Source organism: Rheinheimera mangrovi (genome assembly GCF_003990335.1).
GTDB lineage: Bacteria > Pseudomonadota > Gammaproteobacteria > Enterobacterales > Alteromonadaceae > Pararheinheimera > Pararheinheimera mangrovi.
In genome coordinates this window covers 787,099-806,127 of sequence record NZ_CP034683.1, presented here as the reverse complement: position 1 = coordinate 806,127, position 19,029 = coordinate 787,099, and the positions used below count along the sequence as shown (strand labels likewise).

The following is a 19,029-nucleotide window of genomic DNA, read 5'->3' as shown; positions in this document are numbered from 1 at the left end:
TATTACGCCTTAAATTTATCTACTGTCATGTGCAACATGTTGGCCTGACTGGCCACTTCTTCACTGATCTGAGCGTTGTGTTTAGAAATACTCAACGAATCCTCAGAAATATCGCGAATACGCACCACATTTTTATTCACGTCGGCAGCTACTAAACTTTGCTCTTCCACAGCAGTCGCAATTTGGGTGGTCATATCCATGATCAAGCCCACATCATTGGTGATTTGCCGCAATAACTCGATAGTAGAGCCTGCCTGACTGGCGCTTTCTTTGCCCTGGGCCTGACAGTTTTGCATCACAGCAACAATGCTCTTAGTGCGTTGCTGTAAGCCGGAAATAATCTTTTCTATCTGGCCGGTCGACTCTTGAGTGCGCTGCGCCAGGCTACGGACTTCATCAGCTACTACCGCAAAACCCCGGCCTTGCTCACCTGCTCTCGCCGCTTCAATAGCAGCATTCAGCGCCAGCAAATTAGTTTGTTCGGCAATGCCCCGAATCACATCCAGCACAGAGCCAATAGTCGCACTGTCTTTCTCCAGCTCAGCCAGAACGACTGAAGCTTGCTGTAACTCCTGTGATAAACCATTGATCCGATTTACTGTTTGCTCGACTTCTTTTAAGCCTGACAGCGCATTGGCGTTGGTGTCCTGAGCTTTGGTTGCAGTGTTTTCAGTATTGACTGCAATTTCATCCACTGTAGCGCCCATTTCTGTGACAGCTGTGGCCACCATATCGCTTTCCATTTGCTGCTGCGCCATGCCTTTACTGGTTTCTGCAGTAGACTTCGCCAGTTCGTGAGTGGCTACATCCAGCATTTCCAGTGCCTGGTTCACATTACTTACCAGCTCCTGCACATCGGACAGCATATGATTAAAATCTTTGGCCAAAGTGGTCATTTCATCTTGCCCTTCTTCAGAAACACGCAAGCGGAAGTCATTGTCTTTACGCACTAAACCTATAGTGGCACACACTTTTTGGATAGGTTGCAAAATACTGTTGCTGGTCATCAGCACCAGCGCTATCACCAGCACCAAGACCAAAACAAACAAGCTGATAGCCAAGGTTTGGCTGGCTGAACTGGCTTGATTCACCGCCTCTTCGGTGCGTTTTGACATTAACTCCAGACTTTCTTCGGTTTGATGGATAGCTTCGCGCATTTGCCCCATCAGCCCCTGATCGTGCGCCAGACCAATTTTTTGTTCACCTTCCACTAAGCGGACAAAAGCCAGACTGTAAGCATCGGCTAACTGCTGCATGTTCAGAGCTTGGGTTGTGTCACTGATATTGCTCTGAATTTGGCTGCGGAATTGTGCAAAACCTTTGTTAAAACTCTCGAGGTATTTCATGTCCAGCCGCAGCATAAAATCTTTCTCTGCACGGCGTAATTGCAACAACTGAGTGGTCAGCAGCAAGTCGTTGGTGTCTTTAAAGGCCTGCTCTAGTTCATGCGCTTTGGCCCTTAACTCACCATACAAGCCAGACTGAGGGTCTAAACCAACTTGTTCTGACAATTGCACCAGCTGATTAAAGAGTTCCTGATAACTTTTGGTAAAACCGGCGAAGGAGTTTAGTGGGGTTACATCTATACCTACATCTGTCAGTCCTTCAGATAACAAAGCGGCTTTTTGATTCAGTTGTGTGGCGGTTTGATTAAACTTTTGCTGATACTCTAAATCGGAGCGTAATAAGAAGTCCTTTTCACTACGTCTTAGCTGCAGCACATTCAGGTTTAGCTGCTCCACTTCAAGCCTTAGCTCGGCCAGAGTGGTCAGTTGACTGCTTTGAAACAGCAGCAACCCCAACATGATTAACATCGACACAGCCACTGTAATAGCATTCAGTAATAAACGCTGACGTATAGAAAATTGACGTAAAAAAGCCATAGAAGATACTCCAAAAATACTGCGCAAACAGTTGAATCAGCGGGGGATATGAAAATTACTATTAATTATAGAGAGGGAATACAAAGGCAGAGGACTTTTACCAGGCGAAATATGGAATATTTAGTAAAATTTGCAGAATTAATGCAGGATTTGTTGAGCAACCATACAACTGGACACACCTAAAGAAGAACCCGCCAGAATATCCAGTGGAAAATGTACCCCTAGCAGGATACGCGATAAGCCAATTAAGCCTGCCCAACTAAAAGCCAACCAGGCCCACTCTGGATAAAAGCACAACAAAGTACTGGCAACTACAAAGGCTGCAGCTGTGTGACCGGACGGTAAACTGAATTTATCTGAAGCCTCGATATGGGCTTGCATCATACCTGCCATTAACTGATAAGGACGCTGGCGACGGATTGAGTTTTTCAACAGCAGATACAAAGGCAATTCGATAGCAAAACTCAGTAGCAGTAATTCGGTAAAGGCGCTGGCGTGAGTGAGTTCCAAAGCAAACAACAAAGCAACCAACAGCAGATATAAAGGACCGTCTCCGGTTTTTGAACACCAGAAACTAAATTGATGGATCCGCTTGCGTTCGCTTTTGCTAAAGAGTGCAACAAAACAGCGCTGATCCCATAATCCGAGCCTTTGTAACCACATAAGCCACCCGCCGCATTACTTTGACTGCTTCTAGCTTAAAGTGGCTTGGTGACAAAAACATGACAAAAAATAATCTATTACTTTGATAAGGCACAACCATTCAGCAAAGCCAGAGCTTCCGTTTCCGGTAAAGGTTTAGCCAGCAGATAGCCTTGAATGGCATCACAAGCCAAAGTCCGCAGCAACTGCAGCTGAGTTTCAGTTTCAACCCCTTCAGCCAGGATACGTTTGCCTAAGCCATGCGCCAGCGTGATCATAGTTTTGACTATCATCATATCCGAATCATTAGCAGCCATCTCAGTGACAAAACTGCGGTCAATTTTAATTTTGTCGATCGGCATTTTGCGTAAATACCCTAAAGACGAGTAGCCAGTTCCAAAGTCATCAATAGAAACCCGGATCCCCATTTGCTGCAGCTCATTAATATAGTTAGAGCCTTTTTCCATATCTCCCATAGCAGTGTTTTCCGTGATCTCCAGCTCAAGCACGGCTGGCGACACCTGATATTTCAACAGTAATTGCTGAATTCGACTTTTTAAGCCATCAACCTGAAAATGTACAGGCGACATATTTACCGCCAACGGAATATGAATGCCTTGTTTTTTCCACTCAGCTAAAGTGCAGACTGCTTTTTCCAGCAATAACAAATCCAGTTCTTTACTTAATCCCACCTGCTCTACAAGAGGTAAAAACTGCCCAGGCATTAACAAGCCTTTTTGTGGATGCTCCCAGCGAACTAAGGCCTCATAAGCTTCAATTTTTTGTTCGCGCAGATCCCATTGCGGCTGGAAATAAAAAATAAACTGGTCCAGCTCTAAAGCCAACAGTAAGTCTTTCTCCAGACTGAGCAGGCGGGCCGATTCTTCTTCCATGCCCGGCTGATAAAAGGTGCAACGTTGTTGCTGACGTTTGCAATGGTGAAACGCAATATTAGCTTTTTGCAGCAACATCTCAGCTACGGTGGCGTGTTGTGGCGCACAGGCCAGACCTATGCTGGCCGTCAGCTTAGTCAGGCCGTTGTCTGTGGTAAAAGGCTTTTCAATGAGTTGCTCCAAATGCTGTAAAGCAAACAGCTTTTGTCTGTCTGTTGTGCAGTCTTCCAGTACCAAAGCAAAAATATCACCACCGGTTCGCGCTATTAATCGGGGTTTAACAATAGAAGACTCAAAACGGCGGTTTACCTCTCTTAAAATGCGGTCTCCCTGCTTCAAGCCCACGGATTCGTTTACCACTTTAAAGCTATCCAGGCCAATCATTAGCAAAGTGAGTGATTTATCAGCCTGCAACAACAGCGATAACTGCCGCAGCAGCGCGTCACGGTTTAAGGCTCCGGTGAGAGGGTCGTGGCTATCCAGATATTGGGTTTTTGCCGTAAGTTGCTGATTGGTGCTGCGCTCGTCTTCCTGCAACCAAATGATCAAACCTAAACCTAATATCACCTGAACCAGCAGTTCCAGATGTTTCAGATAAAGCACAACCAAGGCCGAAACATGCTGAGAGTCAAGCCATAACATAGAAATCGCGCTAGCCAAAAAGAGCATTCCCCAGGCTAACATGGCACTGGCGACTACTTTAGTTGCAAAAATTCGCTTGGTTAAACTCCATAACCAGAACCCCGCCACACATAAAGCAACGCCTATCAGCACTAAGCGCATATAAAATTGCAGGTACAAGGTCATAGCCTGCCACTGCGGCAACAACAAAAACAAATTGACTGAGAGGAAAGAAATGCCTGTCACCAACAACAAGAGTTGGTTAACGGTTCTGGCTGCAAGCCGCTGCTGTTTCACAGCTTCATAGACCCCAACCAAAATCCAGACCGCAAAAGCGTAACAAAAACTGATATACAAAAACTTGACGCCTAAGCCTAAAAATTCAGCCGCAAATACAGGTCGCCAAAATGCCTCAACTAAAATAAAGGCTGCGTAAGCCGTAAAACAACTGAAAGCTATAGCCCAAGATTTCAGGTAGTTACGTTGATAAACACGAAAAAAATACCAAAGTAAGGCAGAAAGGGTAAAAGCAAACCCTATCTGCGTCAGGTGTAACAAGGTACGGGCTAACAGCTCTGGACTCAAAGGCAAGATCCTGATTAAACAACTTCAGTGAAAGTAGCAAAATCACCTTAACACTGGCAATACAGAGTCACAATCAAGCAGTAAAAAGAATAGTAAAAATAGCAGTAGGCGCCGCGTTGACAAAAGATCCACTGCTGAGCTGACTATTTCGCAGTTGCCCCGTCAACGAGGCGATTGAGCGCAGTCAACGACCTTGCAGCTTCAGGTGAGACGGGTATACTGTGTTTTTGATCAAAGACTTAAAGTTTGGAGCACCAAATGGAATATAACACTTCGGAATTATGTGACCTTTACGCCGACATGATCGATGTGGTTGAGCCTATATTCGCCAACTACGGTGGCCGCCGTTCTTTTGGTGGCACAATCCAGACCATTAAATGCTTTGAAGACAACGGTTTAATTCGTCAGGCTTTAGCCGAATCTGGCGTGGGTAAAGTGTTATTAATTGACGGCGGTGGTTCTGCCCGTCGCGCTTTGATTGATGGCGAGTTAGCTTCTATAGCTGCAGCCAATGGTTGGGAAGGCATTGTCTGTTACGGCAGTGTGCGTGACGTCGACACACTGGAAGACTTTGATATTGGCATTCAGGCAGTAAACGCTATTCCTGTCGGAGCTGATGATCGTGGATTTGGTGAACACGAAATTCCAGTGAACTTTGGTGGTGTGACCTTTTTACCTGGCGACCATTTGTATGCCGACAACACAGGCATTATTTTGTCCCCTGAGCCTTTAGATCTGGAATAACAGATGAGTGATGCTCTAATCCGCTATCAGGCCGCCTCTCTGGCGGCCTTTCAACAGCTGCGCGAAGGTGAAACCCGTTTGGGTCAGGTGTTGCATTATGCCGATCCTGTTTTGCCTTTAGCTGAAGCTTTAACTGCAGCTAAACAACAAGGCTGCGCTTTTGTGTTGTTGGGAGTGCCTGAAGATATAGGCCCGCGCGCCAATTTAGGTCAGGGTGGTTCTGATCTCGGCTGGCAGGCCTTTATCCGTAAGTTTATTAACTTGCAGCACAACGAATTTTTAGACGGATCACAGATACTGCTGTTGGGTGAGCTGAACTGCGCCGACCTGCAACAGCAAAGTCAAAATGCCGATGTCGCGACTTTACGTAGTCTCTGTGCAGAGATTGATTTACGTTTAGAGCCTGTTTTGTCGGCTATTTTTTCTGCAGACTTAATGCCTATACTGATAGGGGGCGGTCATAACAACAGCTTGCCACTGTTAAGTGCTTTAGCCAAAAGCCAGCAGCAGCCGGTTAATTGCATTAACCTTGATCCTCATGCTGATTTCCGTTTGCTGGAAGGCCGCCACAGTGGCAATGGTTTTAGTTACGCCAAAGCTCAGGGGTATCTGCGACATTATCTGGTGATGGGTTTGCATGAGCTGAAAAACTCAGCCAGTTCCTTAGCGCAAATTAAAACTGCTGGTGTGGATGTGTTGAGTTATCAGCAGCTGTTTGTCCGCGAGCAAGCAGCTTGGCCAGAACTGTTGAAGCAGTGGTTAAGTCAACGCGATTCACTGCAAGTCTTTGGTATAGAGTTAGATACAGACGCTATTACAGGTATGCCGGTCAGTGCCTACAATAGCTGTGGCGTATCAGTGCAACAAGCTGAGCATTTTGTATATTTGCTGGCAAGCCAAACTCAAAGTCGTTACTTACACCTGGCTGAAGCAGCTCCGGCTCAGCACCCTGCTGGTTTAGCTGCTGGTATGAACGATGCGGGTCAAATTTTAACGGCTTTAGTCTGTGCCTTTTTGTTTGGTAAGATTCAGCCTACGTAAGTTATTGATTCAAAAAAAATCGAGACAACTTCAGATTCTAGGGTCAGAGCTGACGGCTTCTGACCCTAGTAAGTCGCCTTACTGTAACTCCACTGCTTTACCCACTCAGGAAAAGCATCCAATGCAAAGGGCTTGGCATATAAAAAGCCCTGCCCTCTGGCACAGCCCATAGCTATTAGTTTTTGCTCGACTTCAGGTTGTTCAATGCCTTCGGCCACCACCATAAAACTCATGTTTTTTGCCATATCAATAATGGCGCCGGTAATAGCGGTGTGAGTATCTGAACGGTGCAAGTCAAAGATAAAGGAGCAGTCTACTTTCACCTGACTGATAGGTAGCTCACGTAAATAAGCCAGCGATGAAAATCCGGTGCCAAAATCGTCCAGCGCCAGCTCTACTCCAAGTTGTGCCAGATGTTTTAGCATACGCATCGCTTTCGCTGGTTCTGCGACCAAGGCACTTTCTTTGAGTTCCAGCACCAGCTGCGCTGGCTGCACTTTATGACGTTTCAATAACAGCTCTAAGCTATCAACCAACTCATCCTGCAATAAATCTTTACTGGAAATGTTTACCGCTATTTTGCAGTGGATCTCTTGTTGTGCCAGTTCGGCAAGGGTCATCACTGCTTTTTCCAGTACCCATTGCGTCAAGGGGTAAATCACTCCCATTTGTTCAGCAAGTTCTAAAAACTCTGCTGGTCCCAACAAACCACGGCGCGGATGATGCCAGCGCACCAATACTTCACCAGCCACAACCTGGCGCGAACTCAAGGCAATTTGCGGCTGAATATGCAGTTTTAATTGTTGCTGGCTAATGGCATGACGCAACTCGGCCATCAAGCCCAGTTTGTCATTGTTATAACTGATCAGATCCGGATGGAAGACTTGTGAACTGGTCTGGGTCCATTGTCGGTTTTGCATCGCAAGATGGGCACGTTCGATTAAATCAGATAACAATTCACCATGCTGCGGATAATGGGCAATGCCACTTTTTAGTTGATACTCCACAGCACAGCCATGAATGAGTAAGGCTTCAGGCACATTGTGCTCAAGTCGGCGGGCAATTTGCTCTGCCGCATGCTGGCGGGTATTCGCATCGACCCAAAGTACAAAATTTACCCCGCCTAAATGAGCAACTTTACTGCTTTGTTTTCCTTGTTGCTCCAGCACCAGCAATTCCTGATCCTGCTGTACAGCGGCGTTAATGCGCTGAGCTATCTGTAACAACACCAGATTAGCATTCTGGTGCCCCAACGCCTGATTCACTCGTTCGAAGTTTTGAATTTTTAATAACAGCAAGGAGGCTTTTTGATTAAGATGGCTGCGACACCAGAGCTCAAACTGCTGTTGCAACTGCAATTTATTAGGCAAACCGCTGGTGTCATCATGCAAGGATAAAAAGGACAAGTCGTTGGATTTGGCTTCTTTGTGCGCCGGTTCTTGTATTGCCTGGCGTTTTTTCAACACAAAGATCCAGCCAGCCAATAGCAGCACTAACAGGGTTAATAGTACCACTGCATAAAATAAAGGCTGGCCCACCAGACTCTGGGCCAAAGCGGGAGCAGAGCTGGTCAGCAGTACAGCAGACAAAACAGACCGAAAAAATAACGACACAGCCAACACTCAAAAGATCAGATAAGATCTTAAGATTACTCTGTTTTTCTACCTTGTAAAGTTAGCTCAGTCCACGCAGATTGACTTCACGCCCTGCTTTAACCAATTGAGTTAAGGCGCTGACACCAAACTGATAACACAATTCTGCTGGCTGACTGATTTGATAAAGTCCAAAATCAGCCTGCAGGCCCACAGCTAAAGTGCCTCTGTCGGCCATACCTAAAGCGGCAGCCGCATGCCGGGTCACGCCAGCTATGGCTTCTTGCGGCGTAAAACGGAATAAAGTACAAGCCATATTCAGCATTAAAGGCAAATTACAGAAAGGCGAAGTACCAGGGTTTAAGTCGGTAGAAATTGCCATAGGCACCTGATGCTGGCGCAACAAATCAAAAGGCGGCAATTTGGTTTCTCGTAAAAAGTAAAAAGCACCAGGCAACACCACGGCCACAGTACCAGCAGCTTTCATTGCCAACACGTCTTGTTCTTGCAGATATTCAATATGATCGGCAGATAAACCACTGAATTCAGCCACTAAACTGGCACCACCTAAATGCGATAACTGCTCGGCATGCGCCTTGACTGGCAAGCCTAAAGCTTTGGCTTTTTCAAATAACAAGCGGCTTTGAGCGACCGAAAAGCCTATGCCTTCACAAAATACGTCAACCGCATCAACCAAGCCTTGCTGATGCAGTTGTGGTAGCATCTGATCCACCACAAGTTGCATATAGTCATCAGGCCGCCCCGCATAGTCCGCCGGCAAAGCATGAGCACCTAAAAAGGTTTTCTGAATATCGATAGGGTGAGTACGATTGAGTTCTGCTGCGACTTCCAGAATTTTTTGCTCTGTTTCTAAATCCAAACCATAACCTGATTTGATTTCAACAGTGGTTACGCCCTGGCTTAACAATGTGTTTAAGCGCTGCTTGCTCAGTACAAACAACTCCTCATGGCTGGCGGCACGGGTCGCAGCCACTGTGGATTTAATGCCACCGCCCGCTTCAGCAATTTGCTGATAAGTAGAGCCATTTAAACGCATTTCAAATTCATTAGCGCGGCTGCCGGCATACACTAAATGAGTGTGGCAATCGATGAATCCCGGTAATAACCACTGGCCTTTACCGTCATACAAGGGCGTGGATAACAAGTCAGTTTCCGGCAAATCGGCTTTAGCACCAAGCCAGGCAATACGGCCTTCTTTGACAGCCAAAGCGCCATTGGTAATAGCACCATAAGGCTGACCATTATCAGTCATAGTAGCTAAATTGACATTAATCCAAATTGCATCAAAGACTTGCATTTCATTCCCCTGCACGGCTTTTGGCCTGTTTTCTAGCGCTGAAATTAATTCTACCCGAACAACTTGTATATACAACCAAATTCAGCTATTTTTCTTTGCATTCAAACTCAGGCGTTAAAGCAGTCATGGACAACAGTTCTGGGCAAAAGAAGTTTGCCGCTATCAAAGATTATATTTTGAGTCAGGTAGAAACTGCAGCCTGGCCTGAGCATAGTCGTATTCCATCGGAAAACGAGCTGGCGACTCAGTTTGCTGTCAGTCGCATGACGGCACGTCGTGCTTTGCAAGAACTGACCGAACAAGGCGTGTTGTATCGTACTCAGGGGGTTGGCAGTTTTGTCGCTTCGCCTAAGTCACAATCATCTTTGCTGGAAATTCGTAATATCGCCGATGAAATTCAGCGCCGTGGCCATTTTCATAAAGCCGAACTAGTGCAACTGACCAGCTTACCTTGCCCTGGAGTTGTCGCCACAGCTTTAGGTTTAAGCCGCAATGCGCCGGTGTTTTTTTCATTGATTGTGCATTATGAAAACCAGCAGCCTCTGCAATTGGAAGCCCGTTATGTCAATCCGGAGCAAGTGCCTGATTATTTAGCGCAGGATTTTGTACTACAAACCCCTCATGAATACTTAAGTGCTGTGGCCCCTTTAACAGACGCCGAGCATATAGTCGAAGCTGTATTGCCGGATGAACTGACACGCCAGCATTTAAAAATACCAGCTTCTGAACCTTGTTTACGCCTGACACGCCGCACCTTCAGCCGGGGTGGCGCTGTCAGTTTTGCCTATCTGACTTGTGCAGGCAGCCGCTATCGTTTAGGCGGGCACCTGACGATCAAACCTAAGACTTAAAAAGATAACCTTATGAGCATCCACGTTTAGACCCAAGCCCTGTGATCCGAGCCACCCGCTGCAGTGAAATTACCGCCAAGAGCTGGCATACCGCTGCCAAACCTATGTTGATGAAGAAGCTCAACCCTGAAGCGCTCTTTAGTGGTGTATGGCGGTTTAGGTGGCATGGGTGGCGGCCACTATGGCTGGTTTTCATTTGATTGCCTGTGAAGTCGATGAATCCCCTATCGACTTCCGTGCACCACTACGCGCACCACTAAAAGGCACTGCGGCAGTTGAGCAAGCCAAGACAATCTGACCTCATCAAATCAGCTTTTCTAATGACGACCGCTACTTTACTGCTGATATCGAAAAAGCAACTGAACTGCTGCCTCAGGGCAGCTTAAATTCTTTATTACTGGTTAACTGGTTAAGCAGCTTTTAAGCTCATAGTTTTATTACGCTTTCTAACAAAGAGCACCAAATTGGTGCTCTTTTTTTATAAGAAAAAACTAAATTTGCACCAATCTGGCTAGACCAGTTAAAAAAACTTTGTTAGTTTCAGCTGCGTATATACCTAATGCCTTATTTCTAACCAATACTAAAACCATAACAGCTGTTGGAATTTGTCTATGAAACTTCGTGTTGCACATAAAATTTATCTGGGCTTTGGCTTTATTGCCTTGCTGTTATTAGTCGCCAGTTTATCGTCGCTCTGGAGTTTTGCTGTAGTAAACAGTACCAGTAGCCGGATGAATGAAACCGCAGTACCGGTGCAACAACAAAGCAATATGGCGCAAATTCAGTTACTTAAACTCGCCAAATTATCAGCCTTGGGTTATACGGCTGAAGACGCTGTCAAAATTAAGTCCTATCAAAACGAATTTAGCCAGACATCCGACATATTCCGCAGCAGAATGGACACTCTGACGCCTTTAGTAACCAAAGAACCCGCTTTACAAAAACCTTTAGCAGAAGCACAACAAACCTCTTTGGCCTATCAGCAAGCCGTTGAGCAACTGTTTAAAGCCCGCTTAGAAGCTTTAACTCAGGGTGACAAAGCCGGCGCAGAGTTGAAAGAGCTGGAAAATCTGATCGACACAGCAGGTGCAACGCTGGTGGATATTTCCTTTTTAGAGGCGCCAGGCAAAGCGAGCCAAATGGAATTATTAGAAGGCGCAGCGGGCCGGATGGATGGTCAGCTGTTGGGTTTACTGAAAACTGTGCGTGAAATAGCCGCTATGACAGATCCGGCACAACTGGCAAGCAGTCAGGAAAACCTAGAGTTTGCCTTTAGTGATATGCAAGGCAATCTGGATTACATTGCAAACATAGTGAAACAAGTAGGTGCTGATGATTTATGGCAGGATTTTCTGACGCAACTGAACGAAGCCAAAAGCCGGATTGAAGGCGCAAACAACCTGGTGAGTATTAAATTACTACAGGTAAAACAATTACAAACAGCAAGGCAACAACTGGAACTGTCGGAACAACAAGTGACACAGGCGGTGGCCGCGTTGGATCAGATGATCGGTCAGGCAGATAGCCAATTTAATTCGTTACAACAAGATTTATCCTCCGCCTTAAATTCCGGCACTATCCGCGCAGTCATTATGCTGATTGTGCTGGTGGGTCTGGCAATAGGCGCTGCTTACCTGACCATTAAAGCCATGATTACCCCTTTATCTGGTATCAACAGAGTGCTCGACCGCATAGCTCAAGGCGATTTAAGCCGGGAACTGACCATTAATTCAGACGATGAATTTGGTGAGTTATCTACCAATGTAAATACGCTGATTAAAGCCCTGCGACAACTGATTGAACAAATTCAGCAAGGGGTACTGGAACTGAATCAAAGCGCTCGCTTCTCCAGCCAGGAAGTCAGTGCTATTCATCAGGCTTTAAGTACCCAGCATCATCAGGTCGCTGAAGTGAATGGTATTACCCAGCAGTTGGCGACCAATACACATCAGATCGCAGAGCAAGCCGATATAGCGCAGCAGCAAATGCAGCAGGCTTTAACCCAAAGCCAGCAAATTGATCAGGTATCAGCGGCCAATAACAAACTGATCCAGGAACTGGCGCAGCAACTGAACGATACCAGCAATACCATGCAGGCGGTAAACACCGAATCAAACAACATAGGTGGCATTCTGACCACTATTCGTGGCATAGCCGAGCAAACCAACCTGCTGGCGTTAAACGCGGCTATAGAAGCAGCCAGAGCCGGTGAACAAGGCCGCGGTTTTGCTGTAGTCGCAGATGAAGTCCGCTCTTTAGCAGTGCGAAGTCAGCAAGCGACAGATGAAATACGCTCTATGATTGGCAGTTTGCAGCAACAAAGTATGCATGCGGTGAAATCTATCGAAAAAGGCCAAACCGATGCCAATAACTGTGTAGCGCAAAACGGCCAGCTAATGACAGCTTTAGCTGAAATTAACCATGCTATCGAGGCGATGCATCAAATCAGCGATAATATTGCTACCACTACGTCCAGCCAGTTACAGCTCGGAACAGCTATAGAGCAGAGCATGCATAGCATGGTGGATTTGGCAGAACAAAGTACCGAAAGAGCCACTTCAACTCTGGAGCAAAGTGCACAGGTTGCGACAGCGGCAGGCGTACTGGAAAACGCAGTGCGCAGCTTCAAATTACATTAAACAGCCCCTCTTACCTGGTCATCAGCCAGAGCCATTGCTCTGGCTTTTTTATCAGCACCAAAGATGAACACTGTCATCAATAAAGTTGAGCGGAGAAGACGTTTTTGCAGTCGGGAGTTGCTTAAGACGGAGTTCTGCATCCATCAGTTGATGCCGCAAAAAGCTGGCTAAGTGATTCGGTAGTAACCTGCTATCAAAACAGTGAAGTGACAGAATAGAACACATGAAAGGTCAGTGTGGCAGTAAAAAAAATGGCCAGACAGTGTCTGACCAGGCAGGAAGTGTGTAATCCGTTATCTTTATTCCGTTCCATGTCTAACATTCGTAAACGCTTGATCATCATGACAAATTTGGCGAAAAAAACATGACGAAAGCTTTATATAGCTTGATAACAGCCTTATATCAGCGCTAATTGGTCGAAATTTTCAGCATTTATGTATTTTTTCAGTCGTTGCTGGTCAAAAAGTTCGATACCAGCTTCTGCAGCAAAAAGCCTGACCTGACTATTAATTTTCTGGTAGCTGACGATTAAGCCCCTTTGACAGTTCAGTGATAACATCTGCTGAAACACAGTTCGAACCTGAGCAACTGTCAACGCATGATCTAATTCAGGTTGGATGTAAAGTAATAAAGCCTGTTGTTGACGGCGAATTAAAAAGTGGGACTCACAATCTTCTACCGATTCCATTTCTCGGCCAAAAAATTGTAATAAGAGTTGAGTGTTCTCTTTAAACTGCTGTTGCTGCCGCCCAAGTTTATTGCCTTGCGGCCACCACATAGGATTCAGCACTTCTTCCTGACGTTCAAGCTCCAGAAAAGCAAGAATATTAAACAGCAGAGCCAGCAGAAACATCGACATAAACAGCCATAACATCACACTTGACCAAGTGGAGCTTAATACCCAACTTTGACTGCCGGACAAAACTGAGTACTCAGAAAATAACAGGTAAGTTGCCCCTGCAACTATTCCTGCGGCTGTCGCAATGCATGAGCTGATCAACCATTTGTTATTCATCACAGGTTCTCCTGACGGACTTGATAGCTGAAGTATCAAATTCCGCAGAGTTTTTTACCTGAATGAACCCTGATATTTGCTTTATATCTGTTTAACCTGCGTATTTAAAGCTGCAGCTTTGTTGGCTAAGCGTTCTCGCCCCGGTCACATAGACAGCTATGCTCCCGGGGTCTCACCCACTTGCCGCCTCGCCGCAACTTCAACTACTTTGGTTAAATCTGACTTTTGCGTATTTAAAGCTGCAGCTTTGTTGGCTAAGCGATCTCGCCCCTAGTGTGTTTTTTCGGTAACACAGCAAAGCGGCCTTCAAACACAGCTACTTGTATATCATCACAAAAAATACCGACAGTAATATCCAGCTTAGCTTTGCGATCTTGTGCCAATGCTGAAAAATTCGGCTGACATTGGTGTCGCCAGCAACGACCTTCAGCACGGCCTGTGACAGGTTTCAGATACCGGATATGAGCATCAGCCAATACAATATCGCCATCCAGCTGCTGATCGTTTAACAGCAGCCAGACCATTCCCCAGCCAGTTAAGGTGCCTAAGGTATAAATGCTGCCAGCAAACATGGTCTGATGTAAGTTGATATTGGGTTCGAGCGGAGCGGCACAGCAAATCTTTTGCCTATCCACATGTTGCACTTTTAATTGCATATAAGAAGAAAGCGGAATTTTTTGCCAGAAGGTTTGCTGTAACTCTGGCACCCATTGTTGCAGTTCCTTTAAAGAAGCAGAAAAGGCCAAGCTTTTCACATAACGATGATGGGCTATACCAAATAAAGCATTGGCAGGTTCCAGATACTGATAGCCCGCTTTTTGGTAAAAACCAGAAGCCGTATCACGGGCATTGAGAATAATGCGTTGCATGCCCTGATCCAGCGCCACCTGCTCTAACTGCTGCAGCACCATAGCGCCTAAGCCATGACCCTGCCATTGATCAGACACCGCCATATAACGCACCTGAGCTGTATTTTCGTCTACCTTATGTAAGCGTCCAACTGCCACAATTTCACCGTCTTCGGTGCAAACCATACGATGAAAAGACGCTGTTTCCAACTCATCCTGTTCAGAGCCTTTAGGTTGATCCCAGGGAGCTCGCAGCACCTGCCAGCGTAATTGATAGTAAGCTAACCATTGAGCTTCAGTGTGTGGGGCGCTAAGCTGCCAGTTCACGTTGTCGTCCTGTAGTCCGTTGATTTGAGGGTATTGTGAAACAAAAACCTGACGCTATACAACAGTTAGTCTGGTTTCAGGCGGGACCACCCCGGCTGGAACTAACGGAAGAAGGTTGTTTTTTATGCCTTTATCTGGACGGCATCATGCAAAGCAAGATGAACCAGTTAGCGCCAGCTGCAACACTTTCAGCCCATTTGGTGCCCATTCTTCAATCTTTACAACAGCTTAAACCAGAATCAGTGTTGCAATTGGGTTTAGGCGGTGGTGATATCAATAGGTTTATCACAACGATTTTGCCTAAATCTCAACTTGTGACTGTTGAATTAAATCAGGCGGTGATCGACGCCTATCAGCGTTTTTTTTGTCTGAAGGGAAAAGAAGAAGTACTGGCGTTATCTGCTCAGGATTTTTTGCAGAACAACCAACAGCAATGGCCTTTTGTGCTTTGGGATATTTATCCACTTTTTGAAGGCTGGCAGCAGGCTATGCAAAAAACCTTAGAGCAGACTGGCACCATTTGGATCAATTTGTCACAACCTGAATATCAGCAGGAACTGGAGGCTTTATTGACAGAGCGCCGTTATCAATGCCACCACATTGATCGCCATCTGAATCTGATTTATGAAATCAGCTCTCAAGCAGAAAAGTAACAGGGCCATTATTGACCAACGCCACCTGCATATCAGCACCAAACTGACCTGTAGCGACCTCAATACCAAAACTTCTGCAGTAAGTAACAAAATCCTGATACAGCTTCAATGCGTTATCAGGATGAGCAGCGGTAGAAAAACTGGGTCTTAAACCCGAATTGGTATCAGCCGCTAAAGTAAATTGTGATACCACCAGCAAAGCACCACCAGCTTGTTGCACATTCAGATTCATTTTGCCGTTTTCATCGGAAAACACTCTGTATTTAAGTACTTTCTCTGCCAATTTTTTGAGATGCTGCTCTGTGTCATCTTTCTCTACACCAAGCAGCACCAATAAACCTGTATGAATAGCGCCAACAACCTGTTGATCCACTGTCACACTGGCGGAACTAACCCGCTGAATAAGGGCTTTCATACCATAGCTTCCACTTTTTCTGTCCGCACTGTCCTCGCCATCACCAGGCTGGCTTGATACAAAGCTTTTGTTATACCCGTTTCAGATGCGGAGTGACCCGCATCCACCACCCAGTTCAGCTGAGCACCAGGCCAAAGTGATGCCAGACTAAAAGCATTTTCAGCTTTACAGATCATATCGTAACGACCATGCACTATCTGACAAGGTAAATGGCTGATTTTATGCACATTATTCAGCAGTTGATCGGGTTCAAAAAAACACTGATGCTGAAAATAATGATGCTCAATCAGCGCCAAAGCTAAAGCTGACTGCGTATCCATTTCGCCACTGCGGGCAAATTCGTTGGGGAGCAAAGTGGCAATACGGGATTCCCAGATACTCCAGGCCAAAGCGGCCTCTACACGGACAGCTTCATCTTTATGATGCAGCTGCAACTGGTAGGCCTGCAGAACATCCAGTTGTGAAAGATGAGCGATTGGTTTGATAAAATCCTGATAATAATCAGGAAATACCTGACTGGCACCAAAACCGTTGCGATATAACCAATCAATATCCTGCTCTCGCCCAAGGAAAATACCACGCAAAATAAAACCTAAACAATGCTGTGGATAGTGTTGGCCATAGGCCAAAGCCAGGGTACTGCCCCAGGACCCTCCAGCTACAACCCAGCTTTGGATCTGTAGATGCTGTCGAATCAACTCCATGTCCGCGATCAGATGTTGAGTACTGTTGCTTTCCAACTGCAATGCAGGAACAGACAAACCACAGCCTCGCTGGTCAAAAATAATAATATGGTACAAGGCTGGGTCAAATAACTGACGATGAAAAGGCGAGCTACCACCACCAGGACCACCATGGCAATAAATCACCGGAATACCATCCGGATTACCACTTTGTTCCAGATAAATCTGCTGATGGTCAGGAGTCTGAAGCCATTCAGTGGAAAAGGGGTCTAGAGAGACGGCTGTATTCATGCAGTGTTGTCCTTTTCGGCTAACTTTTCAGTCTCAGAGGCTGCCTGCAGATAAAGCTCTTCCAACAAAGCAGTTAACTCAGCGCCTAATAACACCACCAGCCACACCAGATAGATCCATAAAAATAAAATCGGCACTAAAGCCAAAGCACCATAAATGGCCTGATAGGATGGGAAATGAGTGATATAAAGGGCAAAACCTTTTTTCAATAATTCAAACATAACGCTGGCTGTTACTGCTCCAATTAATGCATGGCGATACTGCACTTTGGCATTAGGCACCACCAGATACAGCAGAAAAAATGCCAGAATAGAAAACACATAAGGCGTCAATGTCAGTAATACAGTGCTTAACCCCGGAGTGTAACCATCAGCCAGACTAGATAAAGACAAAATATAAGAAGTTACAGCAATGGAAGCGCCAAGCAGAATAGGCCCAAAGGTCAGCACCATCCAATAAATAGAAAACGAAATAATCAGCCTTGGGCGTTTTTTAATACGGAATATGCTATTGATAGTTTTATCGATATTGTGGATCAGCATCAGCGCCACAACCACCAAAGCACCAATACCTACAGCTGTCATTTTGCCAATATTTTCAACGAACCCGGCAATATACAAGCGTAATTCATCGCCTTTTGCTGGCGCCACATTAGCATATAGAAAAGCTTCCAGCTGATCGCGCAATTCACCAAACATCGGAAAAGCACCCATCACCGAAAACATCACCGCAATAAAAGGCACCAGAGACAATAACGAGATATAGGCCAGATACCCACCAATCACATTGATTTGGTCGTTTTGACAACGCTTAAGATACAAATTTAAAAAATTATTGCTCTTTGAGCGCCACAACTGCAGCTTCTCTTTGTCCCATCCTTGTGCCATCAGTTTTACTCCACGAAGCTGAACGCTGTACCTGAAGATAGAGCTTCAGTTAAAGCTTTGCTTGGCTTTTCAATAAAATCAGCACCTTGCTGATCAATAAATAACACGGGTAACTTCAGTTCATCCGCAACTTTCAGTCCTTGCTCGCTACCCATACATAAAAATGCAGTCGACCAGGCGTCGCCCCAGGTTGGATCAGCAATTAAGATAGTGGTCGACACTGTAGCATGAGTCACAGGTGTTCCGGTGCGAGCATCAAGTACATGACTGTAACGTACACCATCCTGATCATAAAAGTGACGGTAAGTGCCTGATGTCATAATGGATAGAGGTTCATCCTGCTGCACACTAATGATTTTTTGTAATTTTTGTGAGTCAGGTAAAGGTTTTTCAATAGCCACACGCCAGGCTTTTGCTTCCGGCTTTTTACCTTTACTGACCAGCTCACCGCCCACTTCCACCAGATAGTTTTGAATACCTGCTTTATCAAGAATTTTTGCCAGTTGGCCTACTGTGTAACCCTGAGCAATGGAGGACACATCGACTCGTAAAGCTGAGTGTTGTTTCGCTAAACTTTTGCTGTCAATGAGCGTCACTTTATCCAGACCAATGGTTTGTTTCAGTGCCTGAATTTGCTCAATACTAGGTTTAGTCAGCTTATCACCACGAAAACCCCAGAGCTCAAAATAAGGTTTTACCGTTAAATCGTAACAACCTTCACTGTAAGCAGATATCTGTTTGGCAATCTCAACCAGTTGCACCAGCTCGTCACCGACCTCTGTTGGGGCAAGGCTCTGCTGGGCATTAAAGCCTTCAATCACAGAGTCAGGTCTGTAATTCGACATCAGCAGATCGATGCGTTCAAGCTCATCTTTTAACTGAGTTTCTAAGCTACTTTTATCCAGCTCTTGTTCGCTCCAAAAGCTAACAGTAAAAGTAGAACCTTGAGCAGGTCCTGAAATGCGTTGAATGGGGTCGGGTTGACTACAGGCGGTTAAACCAACAAGAAGAAAGGCAAAAACACTCAGGCGTTTTAACAACATAAGGCGCTACAGACAAAAGAATGGATGGCGCCAGTGTAAACAAAACAAGGCATAAAAT

At 45.7% G+C, this 19,029-nt stretch carries 17 protein-coding genes; 6 read left to right on the top strand and 11 right to left on the bottom strand.

Annotation, left to right across the window (positions count from 1 at the left end; genetic code table 11):
* Nucleotides 1-2: 2 nt before the first annotated feature.
* From EK374_RS03810 to EK374_RS03800, 3 genes are all read right to left on the bottom strand, one after another.
* The gene (locus tag EK374_RS03810) at nt 3-1,883 is read right to left on the bottom strand and encodes a methyl-accepting chemotaxis protein (RefSeq protein ID WP_127020289.1); all 1,881 of its coding nucleotides are present in this window, start codon (nt 1,881-1,883) and stop codon (nt 3-5) included.
* 138 nt (nt 1,884-2,021) lie between these two features.
* Nucleotides 2,022-2,546, bottom strand: coding sequence for a phosphatase PAP2 family protein (locus tag EK374_RS03805; RefSeq protein WP_127020287.1), 525 nt, complete (start codon nt 2,544-2,546; stop codon nt 2,022-2,024).
* 77 nt (nt 2,547-2,623) lie between these two features.
* Nucleotides 2,624-4,624, bottom strand: a complete 2,001-nt coding sequence (locus EK374_RS03800; protein ID WP_127020285.1) for a putative bifunctional diguanylate cyclase/phosphodiesterase — start codon at nt 4,622-4,624, stop codon at nt 2,624-2,626.
* 258 nt (nt 4,625-4,882) lie between these two features.
* Between EK374_RS03800 and rraA the strand changes: the two genes are divergently transcribed.
* Nucleotides 4,883-5,368 (top strand): ribonuclease E activity regulator RraA, encoded by a 486-nt coding sequence (gene rraA, locus EK374_RS03795; protein ID WP_127020283.1) that lies wholly within the window; start codon nt 4,883-4,885, stop codon nt 5,366-5,368.
* 3 nt (nt 5,369-5,371) lie between these two features.
* Complete coding sequence (locus EK374_RS03790; protein WP_127020281.1) at nt 5,372-6,409, top strand: formimidoylglutamase; 1,038 nt, start codon at nt 5,372-5,374, stop codon at nt 6,407-6,409.
* Between the two features lie 65 nt (nt 6,410-6,474).
* Here EK374_RS03790 and EK374_RS03785 read toward each other — a convergent pair whose 3' ends face one another.
* Together EK374_RS03785 and hutI are read right to left on the bottom strand one after the other, a co-directional pair.
* Nucleotides 6,475-8,022: a putative bifunctional diguanylate cyclase/phosphodiesterase gene (locus EK374_RS03785; protein ID WP_127020279.1), complete on the bottom strand. Its 1,548-nt coding sequence runs from the start codon at nt 8,020-8,022 to the stop codon at nt 6,475-6,477.
* 61 nt (nt 8,023-8,083) lie between these two features.
* Entirely contained in the window at nt 8,084-9,319 is a 1,236-nt protein-coding gene (gene hutI / locus EK374_RS03780) for an imidazolonepropionase (RefSeq protein ID WP_127020277.1), read from the bottom strand.
* A gap of 125 nt (nt 9,320-9,444) precedes the next feature.
* Between hutI and hutC the strand changes: the two genes are divergently transcribed.
* The 3 genes from hutC to EK374_RS03770 all read left to right on the top strand — a co-directional run bounded on the left by hutC (nt 9,445) and on the right by EK374_RS03770 (nt 12,809).
* Nucleotides 9,445-10,170, top strand: a complete 726-nt coding sequence (gene hutC / locus EK374_RS03775; protein WP_127020275.1) for a histidine utilization repressor — start codon at nt 9,445-9,447, stop codon at nt 10,168-10,170.
* Between the two features lie 160 nt (nt 10,171-10,330).
* Nucleotides 10,331-10,468, top strand: a complete 138-nt coding sequence (locus tag EK374_RS20650; protein WP_164731787.1) for a hypothetical protein — start codon at nt 10,331-10,333, stop codon at nt 10,466-10,468.
* A gap of 313 nt (nt 10,469-10,781) precedes the next feature.
* Complete coding sequence (locus EK374_RS03770) at nt 10,782-12,809, top strand: methyl-accepting chemotaxis protein (RefSeq protein WP_127020273.1); 2,028 nt, start codon at nt 10,782-10,784, stop codon at nt 12,807-12,809.
* A gap of 397 nt (nt 12,810-13,206) precedes the next feature.
* Here EK374_RS03770 and EK374_RS03765 read toward each other — a convergent pair whose 3' ends face one another.
* Nucleotides 13,207-13,824 (bottom strand): restriction endonuclease, encoded by a 618-nt coding sequence (locus tag EK374_RS03765; protein ID WP_127020271.1) that lies wholly within the window; start codon nt 13,822-13,824, stop codon nt 13,207-13,209.
* A gap of 254 nt (nt 13,825-14,078) precedes the next feature.
* Nucleotides 14,079-14,999 (bottom strand): bifunctional GNAT family N-acetyltransferase/hotdog fold thioesterase, encoded by a 921-nt coding sequence (locus EK374_RS03760; RefSeq protein ID WP_127020269.1) that lies wholly within the window; start codon nt 14,997-14,999, stop codon nt 14,079-14,081.
* 35 nt (nt 15,000-15,034) lie between these two features.
* Between EK374_RS03760 and EK374_RS03755 the strand changes: the two genes are divergently transcribed.
* A complete protein-coding gene (locus tag EK374_RS03755; protein WP_127020267.1) occupies nt 15,035-15,652 on the top strand; it encodes a class I SAM-dependent methyltransferase in 618 nt (205 codons plus the stop codon).
* On the opposite strand, the gene dtd is transcribed toward EK374_RS03755, so the two are convergent.
* The 4 genes from dtd to EK374_RS03735 are packed head-to-tail and all read right to left on the bottom strand — an operon-like array spanning nt 15,630 to nt 18,971.
* The gene (dtd, locus tag EK374_RS03750; protein ID WP_127020265.1) at nt 15,630-16,067 is read right to left on the bottom strand and encodes a D-aminoacyl-tRNA deacylase; all 438 of its coding nucleotides are present in this window, start codon (nt 16,065-16,067) and stop codon (nt 15,630-15,632) included. The genes EK374_RS03755 and dtd overlap by 23 nt on opposite strands.
* The gene (gene pip, locus EK374_RS03745) at nt 16,064-17,041 is read right to left on the bottom strand and encodes a prolyl aminopeptidase (protein ID WP_127020263.1); all 978 of its coding nucleotides are present in this window, start codon (nt 17,039-17,041) and stop codon (nt 16,064-16,066) included. Before pip ends, dtd begins: the two co-directional genes overlap by 4 nt.
* A complete protein-coding gene (locus tag EK374_RS03740; protein ID WP_127020261.1) occupies nt 17,038-17,928 on the bottom strand; it encodes a virulence factor BrkB family protein in 891 nt (296 codons plus the stop codon). Before EK374_RS03740 ends, pip begins: the two co-directional genes overlap by 4 nt.
* 5 nt (nt 17,929-17,933) lie before the next feature.
* Nucleotides 17,934-18,971, bottom strand: a complete 1,038-nt coding sequence (locus tag EK374_RS03735; RefSeq protein WP_127020260.1) for an FAD:protein FMN transferase — start codon at nt 18,969-18,971, stop codon at nt 17,934-17,936.
* Nucleotides 18,972-19,029 lie beyond the last annotated feature (58 nt).